Source organism: Pirellulimonas nuda (assembly GCF_007750855.1).
In the GTDB taxonomy this organism is placed as follows: domain Bacteria; phylum Planctomycetota; class Planctomycetia; order Pirellulales; family Lacipirellulaceae; genus Pirellulimonas; species Pirellulimonas nuda.
In genome coordinates, this window is the sequence record NZ_CP036291.1 from 6,287,384 (window position 1) to 6,303,591 (window position 16,208).

Genomic DNA, 16,208 nt, shown 5'->3' on the forward strand with positions numbered 1-16,208 from the left:
TTTCCCAAGTAGGTAGCAATCGCTTTAGCGAGCCGTCGGCGTCAGCCGCCGGAGTTGTCTGTGTACCAATGCAACGAAGCCCGTGCGCCATTCTCCGGCGGCTGACGCCGACGGCTCGCCTGGTTGGTGCTAGTGCGCGTGGGCGGGCTCTCTCGTCCCCGCCACGCCTGCGTTGTTTTGCGCGGCCTCGGCGCGTTCCTTCCACACACGTTCGATCACCTCGGCGCCCACCAGCCCGTACAGGCGGGGGCGGGGGGGGATCAGCGTCGTGTCTACGTCCTCGTAGGAAAGCGTCGGCTCGCCCCGGCTGTCGAACGAGGCGATCGTGCTCTTAAGCCACTTCTTGTTCTTCGCTTCGAACTTGTCGCACCACGCCTCCGCCTCGCGGTGGCGCTCGGCCGGGTCCTGGCTGTCGATCCCGGGCATGTCGAACGCCGGCTTGTAGTGGGCGCCGCGGCACTCGTCGCGGGCCAAGGCGCCGTGCAAGATCGCCTTGGCGACCGGGAACATGTCTTGCAAGGCCTTGGTGAACATCACGTTCTGGTTGGTCCACCCGCCGGTGTCGGACAAGGCGCAGTTCTGGGCGCGGTCGCACAGCTCGTTCACCTTCTCGATCCCCGCGGTGAGCTGGTCGTTCTTGCGGACCACCAGCGCGGCCTTGGTCATCTCGTCTCCCAACTGCTGGTGCAGCAGGTAGGGGTTCTCGCCCCCAGACCCGGCCCGCTTGAGCAGGGCCTCGTGCTCCAGCTCCTTCGCGCTACGCGCCCCGCGCACCAGGGAGTCGAACTTCTCTTCGGCGACGCTGTCCTTCTGCGAGTCGAGCCGCGTCTTGATGCCCGGCGCCACGAACAGGCCGGTGAAGATGCAGGAGAGCAGTGAGTTGGCGCCCAAGCGGTTTCCGCCGTGGTACTGGTAGTCGCACTCGCCGATCGCGTAGAGGCCGGGGACGTGGGTCTGGTGGTTGCGTGGGTTCTCTGGCTCGAGCCCACCGTCCGCGGTGCGGACGTAGTCGGCCCACAGGCCCCCCATCGTGTAGTGAACCGCGGGGAAGATCTTCATCGGGACGTCCCGCGGGTCGACCCCCTGAAACTTCTCGTAGATGTGCAGGATGCCGCCCAGCTTGCGGTCGAGTTCCGATCGCTCGATGTGCGTCAGGTCGAGGTAGACGCACTGCCGGCCCGCCTCGACGCTGAGCCCTTCATTGACGCACACGTTGAAGATCTCGCGCGTAGCGATGTCGCGCGGCACCAGGTTGCCGTACGCCGGGTAGCGTTCTTCGAGGAAGTAGTAACGCTCTGCTTCCGGGATCTGCTTGGGGTCGCGCGGGTCGTGCGGCGTGCGGGGAACCCACACGCGGCCCCCTTCGCCGCGGGCGCTCTCGCTCATCAAGCGGCACTTGTCGGCGCCGGGGATGGCGGTCGGGTGGACCTGGATAAACTCGCCGTTGCCGTACTTGGCGCCCGCCTGCAGGCTGCGGCTCACGGCGCTGCCGTTGCACGCCATGCTCATGGTGCTGCGGCCGTAGATCAGCCCGCAGCCACCCGAGGCGATCACCACCGCGTCGGCGGGGAACGAGCGGATCTCCATCGTGATCAGGTTCTGCCCCGTGGCGCCGCGGCAGACGCCGTCGTCGTCGACCACCGGGCCCAGGTAGTCCCAGCCCTCGAACACGCGCACCTGCCCGTCGGCGCGCCAGCGGCGTACCTGCTCATCCAGCGCGTACAGCAGCTGCTGGCCCGTGGTGGCGCCGGCAAAGGCCGTGCGCTTGTACAGCGTGCCGCCGAACCGGCGTTGGTCGCGGAAGCCCTCTTGCGTGCGGTTGAACGGAACCCCGAGGCGGTCCATCAGGTCGATGATCCGCGGCGCCCACCGCGTCATTTCATTGACGGGGGGCTGGTGCTGCAGGAAGTCGCCGCCGTACACGGTGTCGTCGAAGTGCTTCCACTCGTCGTCCCCCTGCTGGCGGGTGAGGTCGTTGACGCTGTTGATGCCCCCCTGGGCGCAGGCGCTGTGCGACCGCTTCACCGGCACCAGGCTCATCAGGTCGACCGCGACGCCGAGCTCGGCGAGCTTCATCGTGCAGGCCAGGCCCGCTAGACCGCCGCCGACCACAAGTACGCGTTGCTTCGCCATAGGTTTGACTTCTCCGGGTGGATCGACGGACGGGCTATTCGGGCAGGCCAGCAGGACTACTCAGGAACGATCGACGCGCTGCGATCGGTGGACTCCTCCGGCTCTTCTCCCTCTTCGATCCGCTTGTGGGGCTCCGGCGTTAGCTGGCCGGAGTCGACCTTGAACTCATACATCCGATCCTCTTCGCGGCGGGCCTCGGTGTAGGCCTCGCCCGATCCGTCCCGCCACATGCCGTACAGGGCGCCGAGGCCGACACAGCCCAGGGCCAGGCCGAACACGGCGCACACCCGCAGGGCCCAGCGCTGGGCGCTGGGGCTGGTCCACACGCCCCAGGTGATCCCCATTGACCAGATGCCGTTGGCCAGGTGGAACACGCAGGAGACGATGCCCAGCACGTAGAACCCAAGGATCCAGGGGCTCTGGAGCGCCGCGCCGGCGCTGCTGGCGGCATTATAGGGGCGGAACTTGGCCCCGCCCAACGGCTCGGCGACGTTCGTCAGCCACCACGCGTTGTGGAACCAGCCGTGCATGTGCAGCACGTGGTACATGATGAACACAAACGCGATCATCCCCGTGAGCCGCTGCAGCGAGTAGCGGATGTTCGCGCCGTACGGGTACTGCTTCTGATTCGGCAGACCGCCGGCGACGATCCACACCCCGATCACGGCGTGGAAGATGATCGGCAGAAAAATGAACGTCCACTCGACCGGCACCAGCGCCTTGCCCAGCGAATGGATCCCATACACGTTGGTCTGGAACTTCGCCGCACTGTCCAGCACGCTCGCGTTGGTGAGCAGGTGGACGCACATAAAGGCGCCCACCGGGATCAGCCCCGACAGCGAATGGAGCCGGCGGATCAGGAACTCGTGCCGGTGCAGAAACGGCTGCGCTGGCAACGACTGCGCGGGATCGGACACCGCCTACCTCGGGTTCGTCGGGACTACGCCGCTCGGGCCGACCGTTGTCGGACAGCGCAGGGGCTTGGCTAGCAAGAGACAAACCGTCGACGGCCGGAGTTGTTCACTCTCGACTTGTCGGGGTCTGTCGGGCACCAGTATAGGGCCTGGCGCCACCCCAGCAATACGGCGTCCCCGCTCGGCAACCCGCTGCGACCAATGGTCGCGGCGGGCTACTTGTCCGCGCCCAACCGGGCCGCCTTCTGGCGGTACTCGCGGGCCAGCGTCGGACGGCCGGCCGATTCCAGGATGTCCGCCAGCGGGGCGTACGCCTCGATCAGCTTCTCGTCGAACTCGATCGCCGTCATCAGCGACCGGGCCGCCTTGTCCACCTCTCCCAACGCCTCGTACGCCAGCGCCCGGTAGTAGTAGTGCCGGGCCTGCGTCGGGCGGATGCGGATCGCTTGATTGAAGTCTTCTACCGCGTTGTCGTACTCACCGAGCCGCATGTTCGCCAGCCCGCGGCCGACGTACGCGTCGACATACCGGTCGGAAACCGCCACCGCGGCGCCGTAGGCACGCACGGCCCGGCGGTAGTCGCCCAGCTTGGCCCAGGTGCGGCCCAGCCACAGGTTCGAGCGGGGGTTGTCGAAGTTGATCGCGGCGGCCTGCTCGAAATCGCCGGCCGCTAGCTGGTACTCCTGCATGTAGAAGAAGCACACGCCGCGGCGGAAGTAGGCCTCGCCCATCGCCGGGTTCAGCTCGAGCGCCTCGCTGAAGCTCTTGACCGCGTCGGCAAGCTTGCCCTGCAGCCGCTGGGCCACGCCCAGCCGGAACAGCGAAGCCGCCTTGGCCGGGGCCATGTCCTGACGGTCCGGCAGCAGCCCCAGCAGCGCCTCTACCGCGGCCTCTTCCTCGGCGTAGAACGCCTTGCTGGCCGCGGGGTCGCTGGTCTCTTTGCCGCTCTCTTCCAGCGCGGACGCCCGCGCCAAGTAGGCCTCGATGAACGGGATGTTCTCGTCCTGACCCTCTTTCGGCTTGTACGCGGCGATCGCCTTCTTGAGGCTCTCGGCGGCCTCGGCGTACTTCTTCTGCTGAAGCAGCACTACCGCCTGGGTGAAGTGCGACTGGTGACCCGTGTCGTCCAGCTCCAGCGACCGAGAGATGTCGGCCGTGGCCTCCTCAAATTTGCCCATCCCGGCGTAGGCTTCGGCCCGCAGTTGGTACGCCTCGGCCAAGCGCTCGTCTTCTTCTTTGGCGACGCCGATGAACTTGGTCAGCGCCTTCTCGCCCTGGGTCGCCCCGCCGAGCTTGGTGTAGACCTTGCCTAGGTTGAACTGGATATCGGGGTTCGAGCGGTCCGCCGCCACCGCCGCTTCAAGGTCGGTCATCGCCAGGTCGTAGGCGCCCATCTCCATGTACACCTCGCCCCGGACGTTCTGCGCCAACGGGATCAGCCCCGGCACGGTCTGCCCGTACTGGAACGCCTCGCGCAGGTCCTCCAGCGCCGCGTCAAACTCCTTCAGCCCCAGGTAGGCCTTTGCCCGGCCCACGAACGGCCCCGGGTTGAACCCGCCGCTGGCCTGCAGCGCTTGCGAGAACGTCTCGACCGCGGCGTCGAACTCCTTGGCGTCTAGCTCCGCCTGGCCCTTCTGCATCACCTCTTGGAACGCCTGCTGCTCCGGAGAGAGCTCGGCGTCCTGCGCCCGCACCGGCGCCGAAGCGGCGCCCAGCGTCAGGCAAAGCGCCCAAACCAGCGCCCAGCGCCCCGCAGATTCCGATCGAAGAGGCGCGTTAGAGAGGCTCATACTCGCTACCTGAAGTGCCGATGCCACGAAAATTACACCCTTGCGCGGCCGGTCCGCGTCTCGACCATCGTACCATCGGCGTACGGGCGCGCAGCGCGGTTTGTTCGTCCGCAGAGCGGATTGACCCCGCTGATTAGAGGGGTTTTGCCGGTCGAAACGGCGGTTCGGGCTCCGGGCGACCCCGCTAGGTCATCTCTTTCTTCGGGGCCGTGCCTTTCTTGCCGGCAACGGCGAATCGGCCGTACACCTTGGCGGTGCGGGTATACTCCGTGGCGAACGCCTCGGCGTCTTCCGGGGTGAAATCGCGGTCGATGGTCCGCTGGTACCGCTGGGTCTCGTAGACGTGAACCACGTAGTTCGCCACCGGCTTGGGGCGACCGAACTCGTCCTCGTCCTCGCCCGCAGACGCTTTGGCCGGCTCGTCGCCGTCGCCCCCCGCGTCGGGCTTGTCTTCGTCGCTCTCGGACTCCGGCTGGGCGGCGCGGCGGCCCCGCGTTTTCCCGCGGGGGGCCCGCTTCGGCGACTTCTCCTGGGTGTCGCCTTCGGCCTGGGGCGATTCTTCCGGCTCCGCGGCGTCCTCTTCGGTTTCTGGCTCCTGCTCTTCAGGCGCCTCGGTCTCGGCCTTCTTAGCGCGCGCGGGGGCCTTCTTCTTGGTCGGCTTCTTCTTGGCCGGCTTCTTGGGGGCGGCCTTCTTCTTGGCCGTCTTGCGCTTGGGCGCAGCCTTGGGGGCCTCTTCTTCTAGGTCCGACGAGTCGTCGTCCTCCGAATCGATCCCCGAATCGTCGTCGTCATCGACGAAGTCGTAGTCGTCGTCGTACAGGTCTTCTGCTTCGTCGCTGGGCATACGTTGGCGCCATCAGGCCCGTGGGGGCCGCGGAGGAATTGGTACTAAAAGCCTAAGAAACACTTGCCTAAGCAGCGGGCGCGTCAGAATCGCGTCCCCCCCAGTGGAAGCACCGCGGAGCAAGAACGCAGAGCAAGAGCGAACCAGCGGGGCGCCCGCGGGGCGCACCAGTATCGACGCCGACGCCCCCGGCCGTCAACCGCGCGGCATGCGCCGCCGAGTTCTGTCCTTTTGTCCCCCCGTCCGGGCGTTCTGTTTTCGGACAAAACCCCCACCCCACGGCCGAATCCCCTCGTTTCCGCACCCCATCAAGCCCCGACCCGCCCGCCGCCCCCCTCTGCAGAGGGGTACAAGACTCGTTTTCCGACCCAGCAGCGGACATCAAACCCCCTCTAGCGGACACCTCCGGGACAAAAAGGAGCGCCATCGGTTTCACGGCGCGGACCGCCCCCCGGCAGCGACCCGGCGCAACCAGCGGCCGACCCGGTTGCTGCGTCCCAGCCCGCGGGCGCCGCGCCGGTCTGCCAGGGTCGGCGCCCGGCCGGGGCCGCCCGACCGCGCCTTGCCCAGCAAGTAGTCGAACAACGGCGAACGACGCCGCTCGCGCTGCACGGTCTTCGCAGAGCAGCCGACCCGCCGCGCCGCCTGGCCAACACTCATCCCCCGAGCCGCCAGCTCGATCAGCCGCTCCTGCTTCTCGGGGGTCAACGCCCGCGGGCGTCCTTTCTCGCTGTCCATCGCTCATCCTGGGGTTTGGAGCCGTCATCGACCCCGCATTATCGGGCGCCGGGTGGCTATTTTCGACAACCAATCGTGGCCGCGGGCCGGGTTCTTGCGTGCGGCGACGGGGGTCGGATAACGGGGGACGGAAGGGGAACGATGGGGATGAAGGGAAAGGGTGGGCGCCGCGGGTGGCGGGGGCAAAAGCCCCCGCGGCGGGGGAGTAGTGGTTGCCCCTGCGGGGCTTTCCTAGTGGGTGCGCCGTCGCTGCCCACCTTGGAAGGCGGCTTGGGGCACGCTACGGACATGCCCCCCTTCCGATTCAGAACGGTTATACTTGAAACCAAGGAGACTCTAGCCGTGCAGATCAGCATTCCAGAGGAATCGGCGGGCCTGTTTCGCGCCAAGGCGGCCGCCGCCGGATTTGGCGACGACATCGCGTCGTATCTGTCGCTGCTCGTTGCGGGCGACCAGACAACGTCGCGGCCGACGACGGACCAGCGCGCCGACCCAGAAATCGACGTGTTGATCGACGAAGGCTTCGCCAGCGGCCCCGCCGATCGCTCGTGGGCAGCCATGATCGCGGACTGCAAGCGCAAAGCGCTGGCCGAATCGACGAGCCGCCAGCCTTGAGCGCGTTGCGGGTCCATCATTCGTCGGCCGCGGACCGCGACGTCGGCAACATCGTGCTCACCATCAGCCGCGACAATCCCGCGGCCGCGCTGCGGGTCGCGGACGCGATCGACGCGACGGTAAGGCTGATTGCAAAATCTCCGGCGCTCGGCGAGGCCTACCCCCACCCGCGTCACGCCGGATTGCGACGTTTCCTGGTAAACCAGTTCCCGAACTACGCGGTCTACTACCAGGCTGACCCAAACGAGCTGTTTGTCGTCCGAGTGCTGCACGCAGCACGTGATGTGGCGTCTGCATTAAGCGGGTAGAGGCGCGGCCACTCCCTCGCTCTCGTGTCGGTCCGGGGTGGGCGTGGCGGGGGCGGCAGCCCCCGCTGGCTGCGGGCCGCGTCCACCGATGCAGTAGACCGTGACGCCCCTCCGCCACCCGACGTCGGATGGGTGTCCCCCGACTCCGTGTGAAGGATCTAGCTCCCCAGCTCGATCTCAATTTCCGTTTCAATCGGGACCTGAATGTCGATCTCTGCGCGAACCGCCTGAACGAGGTCGATCTCACTTGAATCGGTGGAGATGCTCACGATTAGAGAGTACCTCGTCTCTTGCTCAACGACGTTCGGGTCGCGCCGAAAACGCCACCAGCCCGTCACTGGGTAGACGCAAACTTGGGCGGAGTCGGCAAGCTCAGCCGCCGTCCCGACCCAGTAGTCAGAGTGGACCGAGCCACGAACGGCAACCCTCTCAGGGCCCAATTCCCACCGCCGGTCGTCAATGACCACCCGGTCGTCCCGGCGTTTGCGTTCTCGCTCGCCTTCGGACCAGGCGTCACGAGTCAGGCGCTTGAGCATCCCGGTTTGTGTTTCTCCGGGCCTTTTCACTGAGAAACGCAGACCGTGCGAGGCGTACTGGTGTTTGGCGACTTCTCCGCGACGGGGTGGATTGGGCTCCACGAAGTACGACAGCGTGACACGCATTCTAACCTCCGTATTCCCCAAATCCTCAAGAACTTGCCGTGGCAACGGCAGGTCGTGCATGTGCATCTCGTGCGACTTGCCTTCGCTCCCGTCCATCCGGAACGGCTGAATCGTCTCTTGAACGACCATCGTCGCGTACCCACTAGCCGACCTGCGGGCGCGCGTCATGTTGGGGACTCCCATGCCGTAAACTCTGAGCCGCTCCTTGCGGCGGTCGCGAGGGAACTCTTGTCTCATGCGCCGGGTCCATTCGGCCGAGTGGATAACCAGGCCTCGGATGGTCTCGGGCCAGTAGTCGGGATACTCGCTCATCAGCTTCGCCGCCATCCGAGCCCCCTGTGCAGTGGCGGCGGAGGTGTCTCGCACGGTCCCAAGCAGTGCGTCTCCGTCCGGTGATGACCGCGTCGTTAGTAGCTCCAGGTCTTCACTACTGGTCACACAGCCTTGTTCATTGATCGCGTAGTTCCCTCCCTCGAATACGACGTCCGGTTTGTAGGGCCAAGACGAGTCGATCCAGCAGTAAGAAGTTCTGCTCGCAGGAGATAAAGCGCCGGGTTGGGCGATGGGCTCGTAGCCGTCCAGTCCCTTCTCCTCAATCCAAGTCAGATTGGTGTAGGCGCCGACCGTGATGGCGTTCCAGGACTGACCGGGGTCTTCGACGCTGCTGAGGTAGTTCTCATCGGGGTAGTTCTGGCCGACCTCCTCGCGGACGTTCCCCGCAGCCAGCACGACCAATCGCCGCACGTCGTCTTGGGCTCCCGCGCACGCCTGGTCGATCTGAGCGGACCAGAGCGTAGGCCACCACATGTCGTCCCCTTCCGCTGTGACTGCCATGCAGAAGGCTCTCGACGTTGCAGGCCTCTGGAGTTCGGCCTTCGCCATCGCGCCGACCGTGATGGGGCCGTAGTCCGGCGGCTCGTTGCCGCCGCTCGGTGGAAGTACCTTCACCGCTTCCAGGCGATGGCTCAGTCGATATCGTCTGTCGCTGGCCAGTTTCACGGCGAGGTCTCCGTAGAGCGCGACTCCCGCCATTTCGGTTCCGTGTCCGGCGTCATCGTTCGATCGCCAGGAATTGTCGTAGGCCTGGTTCTCCTTGGCGGCTAGCGCTTGCTCCAGCAACGGGTGGCCGCGGTTGACGCCCGTGTCGAGCAGACACACACGCGGGGCGTCTTCGGCGGCAAAGCGGACGCGCTCTAGGAAGTCTTGGATGAACTCGCCCTGACTGCTCGGAGAGAGCTGGGTGAACTCACTGGCGATGAGGTTGGCTCGCCGGAACTCCGCCAGGCGCGCTAGCAAGCCGGGGAAGCTACGCCATTGCGTCAGAGAAGCGAACGCCAGAACAACGGTCCGGTCGGGGAAGTGAACCGTTCGGTTGCTCACCGCGATGTCTTGCTGCGAAGCGATCCGCCGGAACCACACGGCGGCTTCCTCATCGTCGTTCGATTCGGCCGTCTCTGCCAGCTGTTCGCTGAGCCATACTTCCCACCAGAAGGTCTCGTCCTCTTCCGGCAGCTCTTCCTGCACCTCGGTCCAGTAGTCGGCGATATCGCCCGCATCAATCGATGTGGTCGCTGACGCAAGCGGCTCGTTCTTAGGATTCCCAGCCCGCGTGTCGTTGGTCTGGTACTCGCGGAACTTCTTGGCGAAGGCCGCGACTTGAGAATCGGGGACGGCGACTAGGTACCTCCGCTGGTCACCGTGCCGACGCATGTTGACCACACGAACGCCGTGCCGTTCGTCCTCTAGCCGCTCCAACGGGATGTCGAAAGCTTCGCTCTCTCCGAAGACAAGGGGCAGAAAGTGGAGCCCTTCGCGTAGCGGCTCCGACGCGAGCCGACGCGAAGCCTCACGTTCGGCGCGCTCTAGGTCGTCGAGCAGCTTGGCGCCATGTGACTGGCGTTCGGGCCTCGGCGGGCTCTCGACCTCGCCGCGCGGCGTGCCGGGGTGAGTGTACCGCGCACGCAAAGGCGACCGGCTGATCAGGATGTGACGGTAAGTGGCGATTTCAGACTCGCTTGAGTGAACGCTTTCGCTCCAGCCTCACGGCGATGGCGCCCGACAAGGCTGCGATCTCTATCTCCCGCGTGTTCGCAAGCACCGCTGCTTTAGCGGCCTCGTCCGCTGCTCGTGCGATTTCAGCATGGCTCAGTCCCGCGGCCTGCTCCCCCATCTCGGCCAGTGCGGTGCTGTCCAAAGAATACGCGGCCAGGCGGTTGGCGAGGAGCTTCGCTATCTCGTAAGGGCCGGGAAGGTGATAGGTGATGACTTCGTCAAAACGCCGGAAGAGGGCATCGTCGAGCATCGCTTCGAGGTTTGTGGCGGCCACCACGAGACTGTCGGAGTCGTCCTGTTCAAGGAACTGTAGAAAGGAATTTAGCACGCGGCGGATCTCGCCCACGTCATGCTGCCCGCCACGCATGGCGCCGATCGCGTCGAACTCGTCGAACAGGTAGACGCCCCGAGTGTGCTTCATGGCCTCGAACACGGCGAACAGCTTAGCCGCCGTCTCGCCCATGTACTTGGTGATAAGCGAGTGGAACTGCACCGTGAAGTGGGGCAGCTTCAACTCGCCCGCCAGCGCCCAGGAGGTCATCGTCTTGCCCACGCCCGGAGGCCCGACGAGCAACAGCTTTCTCTTGGCTTCCAGGTTGTGTTCGCGGAGCTTGGCTTGTTGGCGATACTCAACCAGCACTTGCCGCAGCTGCGTTTCCTGGGCATCGTCAAGCACCATCTCGCTGAGACGCGTCATAGGGTAGGTCGCCGCGAGGAGCGTCGCCAGTTCGCCATGTGGCCGGGCGATCGGCACAGATCCCCCTGCGCGGGTCGCGTGCTGCTTGTCACGGAATTCGTCGACGAGTCGCTTGAGCTCAGTGGCTAGCTTGCCCTTGCCGGTGCGAGCTTCGTGCGCGGCAATCTGCAACGCCACCGAGACGAAACGCTCGTTGTCGGACTCGCCGTAGCTCTTGAGCAGGGATTTGAGTTGCTGAGCGGTCGCCATGCTGATTCCCTTCAATCTTGCTGCAGTTGCTCGGCGAGTCCTTTCGCCGCGTCTTCGACCAGCAACGCCGCTATCTGCATCGGGCTCACCCGACGCTCATCGCTGCTCGCTTCCTCTGCCACCTGTTCCAGAATCTGGAGTGTCGATTCGCTCATCGGGAGCTTGCGTTGCACCCGCCAACTCGGGTCGGTCGGCCTTCCCGGACGTTCGCCACGACTCGGCTCGAGCCTTTCGCGGAGACGCTGGCCAAATAGCACGAGGTCCGTTCTGCCGGATTTAAGTGCGGATGGCATGGCAGCTCGCTTGCGTATCCCCCTCAGAATAGCCCCCAGCATCTACTATCGGACTTTTTGCCCCGAAAGTAAAGCCTTACGTTGCCTAGGTTTCGCTGAAAGCAGAACCCGCCCGGCCCGACGTTCCGAAGCGCCAGATCTGCATTACCGGCCGCCTCAAGTCGGGCGCCATGCTCCACGCTCGCGTGGGCATGCGACCTGCGATAAGCCGGCTTCCAATCCGCCTCACATGGCCACGCAAGTGTCGGCCATGGCGCCCCGCCACGCAAGCGAGGACCATGGCGCCCGGCTGTCACGCGTCGGCGATCCGCTGCAGCCAGGTGTTCTGATCGATCACATCGCTGATGAACATCTGCTGAGCGACGAGAATCGATTCGTGGAGCTGCTCCGCGGTGACCGAGCCGGCTTTGTTCTCGACGTCGAGCGTCCCTGTTGCGTCGCTTAGAAACTCGACCTGGTACCCGCGGTGAAAGGCCTGGCGGGCGGTCGTGTCGCAGCACATCTGCGTCATGTAGCCGGAGATGCTCACCGTATCGACCCCGCGTTCTTTGAGGAATTGGTCCAGCGGCGTGTTCGTGAACGAGCCCGGTAGCTGCTTGTCGATGAGGATGTCGTGTGGCCTGGACTCGACCTCGTCATGAAGCTGCCACATGTCGCTCCCCCGGCAAAAGATGGGCGAGTCCGCGTCCGGCTGGTGGTGCCGAACGACGACCGTCGGGATGTCGGCCTTCTTCGCCGCGTCCATGGCTTCGAGGATCCGGTCGAGGTGGCCGACCGGGTGGCGGATGGGAAGGGCGCCTTCAAAATACTCGCGCTGAACGTCGATCACCAAGAGTGCTCTGCTCATCTCACGGCCTCATCCGATGGGAGTTTGTAGGGGTGATGGATTGTAGCCGGGCGCCGGGCGCCATGCTCCACGGTCGCGTGGGCATGCGACTTACGATACGCCGGCGTCCAATCCGCCACACATGGCCACGCAAGCGTGGACCATGGCACCCGGCCGAGGCCGGAAAGCCGCCAGCGGAGCCCGACGCATTAGCGGGACAGCGGCGCGATCCCAGCCGCTTCCTCGCTGACGCGTCCGGATCGGATCTAAGGAGAGAAGTAGGGAGCACGGCGCCACACCCCCGCGACCATCCCCAACGCGAGCGCCAGCGGCGCCGCGGCGGGTTCTGGCACGGGGGGGGCAGCCGTGGATGGGGCCGCACCGAAGTTGTTTTGCCAGGTCGTGTAGTCGTCTGGGTTGAACCGTTCACCCAGGCCGTCGCGCCAGGTGGTGTAGTCGGCCGCGTCGACGTGCAGGTCGGCGTTGAAGTCGCCGGGTTGGCCGGGGACGACGATCGAGAAGAACTGGTCGCCGGCGAAGTTGTTGAAGTTGACGCCGGACAGGCTCCCGGTCGAGGCGCCGGCGCCGTTGCCCCCCAGGTTGCCGGCGCCGGCCGGCAGGCCGCCGAGCACTTGGTTGGAGTGGTAGTTGTGGTTGCTGTTGCCGTAGGCCGCGTGCAGCTTGATGAGCTGGCCGGGGCGCGGCGAGCCGAGGTCGGCCAACGCGATAGAGAACTCGAAGCCGGTGGCGACGGCGGCCGCGTCGGCCTGGTTGGCGGCGCCGCTGCCGCCGGTCACCCCCGCGGTGTTGGTGTTGTTCAAGCCGAACTCTAGCGGCTGGGTGAGCAGCCCGCCGAGGGTCCGCGCTTCCCCCACGCCCCCCGGCCCCGGGGCCAGGCCGAGGTCGACGGGCGTGACCACGCCGTGCTGGACCGCGCTGCCTTGGCCGGCGCTTGCCGGGGCGCCGTTGCCGGTGACGGCAGGGCTTGCGCCCCCTGCGCGGTCGACGATGTCGACCGTAAACACGCTCCCTGTGAGCGAGCCCCACCGCGCGTAGAGGTGCAGGTCTGCCTGGAAGCCGGCGTCGAACGTCAGACCCCCTAGGTTGCGGGAGACGCCCTCGTAGTCGTAGCTGGGGGCCGCCGAGAGGACGTTCTCTCCCCCGGGGCGCGTGTCGAAGAACATGCTGAGCTTGTTGAAGTTGTTCTCGATGTTGCCGGCGAGCAACACGTACAGCCGGTCGCCAACGACCGTGGCGTAGGCCGCGTCGAGCTCGCCGCCGGGCCCCAGTCCATTGGCTTGCGTCGCGTTGCCGAAGCCGGTCTGCACCGTCTGCAGGGCCGCCGGCGGGCCGTAGAGCGCGTCGCGGGCGCCGTCGATCGTCGGCTGGGCGACGGCCGGCGCCGCCGCGGCCCAAGCCAATGCCCCGGCCCAAGCACCTGCCCAGCACAGCCCCACCGAACAACGCATGGACGATCTCGTCGGAAAAGCACACGAGGCAGTGAGGCGGGCGGGCCCAACGGCCCGCGCCCCTGTAGCCTAGTCGTGGCGGTGGGGGAGGGCAAGAAAACCGCGGCGGGCGAAGCTTGAGCCTCGGCTTGCGGCTGCCTATCTTTAGGCCTGCTCCTCTGGCGGGCGCGCAGGGTCGGCCCGCGCTGGGCTTGCCTGCACTGGGCTCGCCTGCACTGGGCTTTCCTGCACTGGGCTTTCCTGCACTGGGCTCGCCTACACCGGGCTGCTTGGCGCGGCGCAACCAGATCATCGAACGGAAGGACCTCTTCATGAGCGCCCCAAACACGGCTTCCGCCTCTCGACGCCGGTTCCTGGCCCAGGCGGGCGCGATGGCGATGGCGGCGACCGCGCCCTACGCGTTTGGCGCGCCGGCGACGGCGCAGCGGCGGCGGTTCGCGTTGATCGGCGTCGGGGGCAACGGCACAGGGACCGCGCCGGTGGGGCAGAAGTTTGCAGACCTGACGGCGCTGTGCGACGTTGACGTCGGCCACCTCGACCGCGGCAACCGCCTGCTGTGCGGCGGTAAGGCCGACCTGTACGCAGACTACCGCGAGGTGCTGGCGCGGGGCGACATCGACCTGGTGCAGATCTCGGTCCCCGACCACTGGCACACGAAGATATTGATCGAGGCGATGCGGGCCGGCAAAGACGCCTACTGCGAGAAGCCGCTGACGCTGACCATCGACGAAGGCAAGCAGGTCCGCCGAGTCCAGCAAGAAACCGGCCGCGTGGTGCAGGTGGGCACCCAACAACGCAGCAGCTTCAACCTCTTTAACAAGGCGCTGGCGATCATCGCCGACGGGCGGCTGGGCAAACTGAAACGCATCACCGTGGGGATCGACGCGGGGGCGTGGAGCCCAGAGATCCCGGTCGCCGAGCCGGCCAAAGGATTCGACTGGGAGCGGTGGCTCGGCCCCGCGCCCTTGGTGGACCACCGGTTCTTGAAGGACCCCAAGGGGAAGACCTTCACCAACGGGCACACCCAGTTCCGTTGGTGGTATGAGTACTCGGGGGGCAAGCTGACCGACTGGGGCGCCCACCACGTCGACATCGCCATGCTGGGCATCGCCGCGGCCGGCCAGAACAACGACCCCACGTCGGTCGGCGGAACGGCCGAGCACTACGTCGAGTTCAAGGACGGCGTCCCGACGCGCCACGACCGCTACAACACCGCCCACGCGTTCAATCTCGATGTCACGTTCGCCGGCGGCGACGTGGTGCTGAACATCCGCCACGACGTCGACAACGGCATCTTGTTCGAGGGGGACGCCGGGCGCCTCTTCGTCAACCGCGGCAAGCTGGTCGGCAAGCCCGTCGAGGGGCTGCGGGCCGACCCGCTGCCCGAGGACGCCCTCTCCAAGGTGTACCGCGGGATGCCGATCGAGGGGAACGACCGCGACGCGCACTGGGCGAACCTGATGTACTCCATCGAGCGTCGCACGCTGCCTATCTCCGACGTGCACTCCCACATGAAGATGCTGAACGTCTGCCACCTGGCGGGGATCTGCTGCCGGCTGGGCCGCACCATCCACTGGGACCAAGCGACTGAACAGATCACCGGCGACCCGCTGGCCGCCAGCATGATGAGCCGCCCCTACCGCGCCGGCTACCAGATCGAAGGCTAGGCCGGGCGGCGGGCCCCGCACACTTGTTCTCCCCCACCCTTCTCCAACGGCGTACGATGAGATCCCTTCGCTGCCTCGCGCTGGCGGCTTTGACGCTCGGCGCTGCGGCCCTGACCGCGGCCCTGCCGGCCCGGGCCGAGAACCAAAACCCACGCCTCCCCAACGGCTGGCGGGTGCACGACATGACCCGCCCCGCGCCGGAGCGGGTCGAGGTCAAACCCGACCCGGCCCAGCCGCCGTCCGACGCCGCCGTGCTGTTCGACGGCAGCGGCTTTGCGGCGTGGGAGGGGGCGTCGCAGCAGTTCAGCCCCAACGGGGAAGTCCCGTGGAAGCTCGCCGACGGTGTGATGGAGATCGCCGGCCAGGGGGGCGTCCGCACCAAGGAGAAGTTTGGCGACATCCAGCTCCATCTGGAATGGGCGTCGCCGAACCCGCACACCGGCGAGGCGGCGCAGCGACGCGGCAACAGCGGCGTCTTCCTGATGGGACGCTACGAGATCCAGATCATGGACGGCTTCGAGAACGACGCGTACGCGGACGGCATGATGGGCGCCGTGTACGGCCAGACGCCGCCGATGGTGAACGCGTGCCGCCGACCCGGAGAGTGGCAGACGTTCGACATCTTCTTTACCGCGCCCAAGTTTGCCGGCGGCGAGACGGTTGAGCCGGCGTACGTCACCGTGCTGCACAACGGCGTGCTGGTGCAGAACCACACGCCGGTTCTTGGCGCCACGCAGCACAACCTGCTGCCCCACTACACGCCGCACGCGGGCCAGCAGCCCATCGTGCTGCAGAACCACGGCGAGGCCGTCCGCCTGCGCAACATCTGGGTGCGGCGGCTGAACGACCGCAACACGCGGCCGGCGCCCACGCAGGAGTAAGCGACGCGGGCGCCTGCGCGGCGTAACGTCGCAGCGCCGCTCGGACCTGAGGCCGCAGCGACGGCGCTGG

14 protein-coding genes are annotated in these 16,208 nt (G+C 66.5%); 4 read left to right on the forward strand and 10 right to left on the reverse strand.

Annotated features, from left to right (window positions below; all coding sequences use genetic code 11):
- Positions 1-129: 129 nt before the first annotated feature.
- The 5 genes from sdhA to Pla175_RS24395 all read right to left on the reverse strand — a co-directional run bounded on the left by sdhA (position 130) and on the right by Pla175_RS24395 (position 6,419).
- Positions 130-2,133, reverse strand: a complete 2,004-nt coding sequence (gene sdhA / locus Pla175_RS24375) for a succinate dehydrogenase flavoprotein subunit (RefSeq protein WP_145291694.1) — start codon at positions 2,131-2,133, stop codon at positions 130-132.
- A gap of 56 nt (positions 2,134-2,189) precedes the next feature.
- On the reverse strand, positions 2,190-3,050 hold the full coding sequence (locus Pla175_RS24380; RefSeq protein WP_231954059.1) for a succinate dehydrogenase cytochrome b558 subunit: 861 nt from the start codon (positions 3,048-3,050) through the stop codon (positions 2,190-2,192).
- Between the two features lie 212 nt (positions 3,051-3,262).
- Entirely contained in the window at positions 3,263-4,837 is a 1,575-nt protein-coding gene (locus tag Pla175_RS24385; protein ID WP_145291695.1) for a tetratricopeptide repeat protein, read from the reverse strand.
- A 184-nt stretch (positions 4,838-5,021) separates the two neighbouring features.
- Entirely contained in the window at positions 5,022-5,681 is a 660-nt protein-coding gene (locus tag Pla175_RS24390; RefSeq protein ID WP_145291696.1) for a hypothetical protein, read from the reverse strand.
- Positions 5,682-6,113: 432 nt separating this feature from the next.
- Positions 6,114-6,419, reverse strand: coding sequence for a helix-turn-helix domain-containing protein (locus tag Pla175_RS24395; protein WP_145291697.1), 306 nt, complete (start codon positions 6,417-6,419; stop codon positions 6,114-6,116).
- 342 nt (positions 6,420-6,761) lie between these two features.
- Between Pla175_RS24395 and Pla175_RS26350 the strand changes: the two genes are divergently transcribed.
- Both Pla175_RS26350 and Pla175_RS26355 read left to right on the forward strand, forming a co-directional pair.
- The gene (locus Pla175_RS26350) at positions 6,762-7,034 is read left to right on the forward strand and encodes a hypothetical protein (protein WP_197527127.1); all 273 of its coding nucleotides are present in this window, start codon (positions 6,762-6,764) and stop codon (positions 7,032-7,034) included.
- Complete coding sequence (locus Pla175_RS26355) at positions 7,031-7,342, forward strand: type II toxin-antitoxin system RelE/ParE family toxin (RefSeq protein ID WP_197527128.1); 312 nt, start codon at positions 7,031-7,033, stop codon at positions 7,340-7,342. The genes Pla175_RS26350 and Pla175_RS26355 overlap by 4 nt, the downstream gene beginning before the upstream one ends.
- Positions 7,343-7,500: 158 nt before the next feature.
- Here Pla175_RS26355 and Pla175_RS24405 read toward each other — a convergent pair whose 3' ends face one another.
- From Pla175_RS24405 to Pla175_RS24420, 5 genes are all read right to left on the reverse strand, one after another.
- A complete protein-coding gene (locus tag Pla175_RS24405; protein WP_145291699.1) occupies positions 7,501-9,969 on the reverse strand; it encodes a S8 family peptidase in 2,469 nt (822 codons plus the stop codon).
- A 40-nt stretch (positions 9,970-10,009) separates the two neighbouring features.
- Entirely contained in the window at positions 10,010-11,002 is a 993-nt protein-coding gene (locus Pla175_RS24410; RefSeq protein WP_145291700.1) for an AAA family ATPase, read from the reverse strand.
- Positions 11,003-11,013: 11 nt separating this feature from the next.
- Positions 11,014-11,175 (reverse strand): hypothetical protein, encoded by a 162-nt coding sequence (locus tag Pla175_RS26360; protein WP_197527129.1) that lies wholly within the window; start codon positions 11,173-11,175, stop codon positions 11,014-11,016.
- 412 nt (positions 11,176-11,587) lie between these two features.
- A complete protein-coding gene (locus Pla175_RS24415) occupies positions 11,588-12,142 on the reverse strand; it encodes a cysteine hydrolase family protein (RefSeq protein WP_145291701.1) in 555 nt (184 codons plus the stop codon).
- 245 nt (positions 12,143-12,387) lie between these two features.
- A complete protein-coding gene (locus Pla175_RS24420) occupies positions 12,388-13,590 on the reverse strand; it encodes a hypothetical protein (protein ID WP_145291702.1) in 1,203 nt (400 codons plus the stop codon).
- Between the two features lie 371 nt (positions 13,591-13,961).
- Between Pla175_RS24420 and Pla175_RS24425 the strand changes: the two genes are divergently transcribed.
- Both Pla175_RS24425 and Pla175_RS24430 read left to right on the forward strand, forming a co-directional pair.
- A complete protein-coding gene (locus tag Pla175_RS24425; RefSeq protein ID WP_391527871.1) occupies positions 13,962-15,257 on the forward strand; it encodes a Gfo/Idh/MocA family protein in 1,296 nt (431 codons plus the stop codon).
- A gap of 56 nt (positions 15,258-15,313) precedes the next feature.
- Positions 15,314-16,138 carry a 3-keto-disaccharide hydrolase gene (locus tag Pla175_RS24430; RefSeq protein WP_145291704.1) on the forward strand — a complete coding sequence of 275 codons (825 nt, stop codon included), beginning with the start codon at positions 15,314-15,316 and terminating at the stop codon, positions 16,136-16,138.
- Positions 16,139-16,208: the final 70 nt, after the last annotated feature.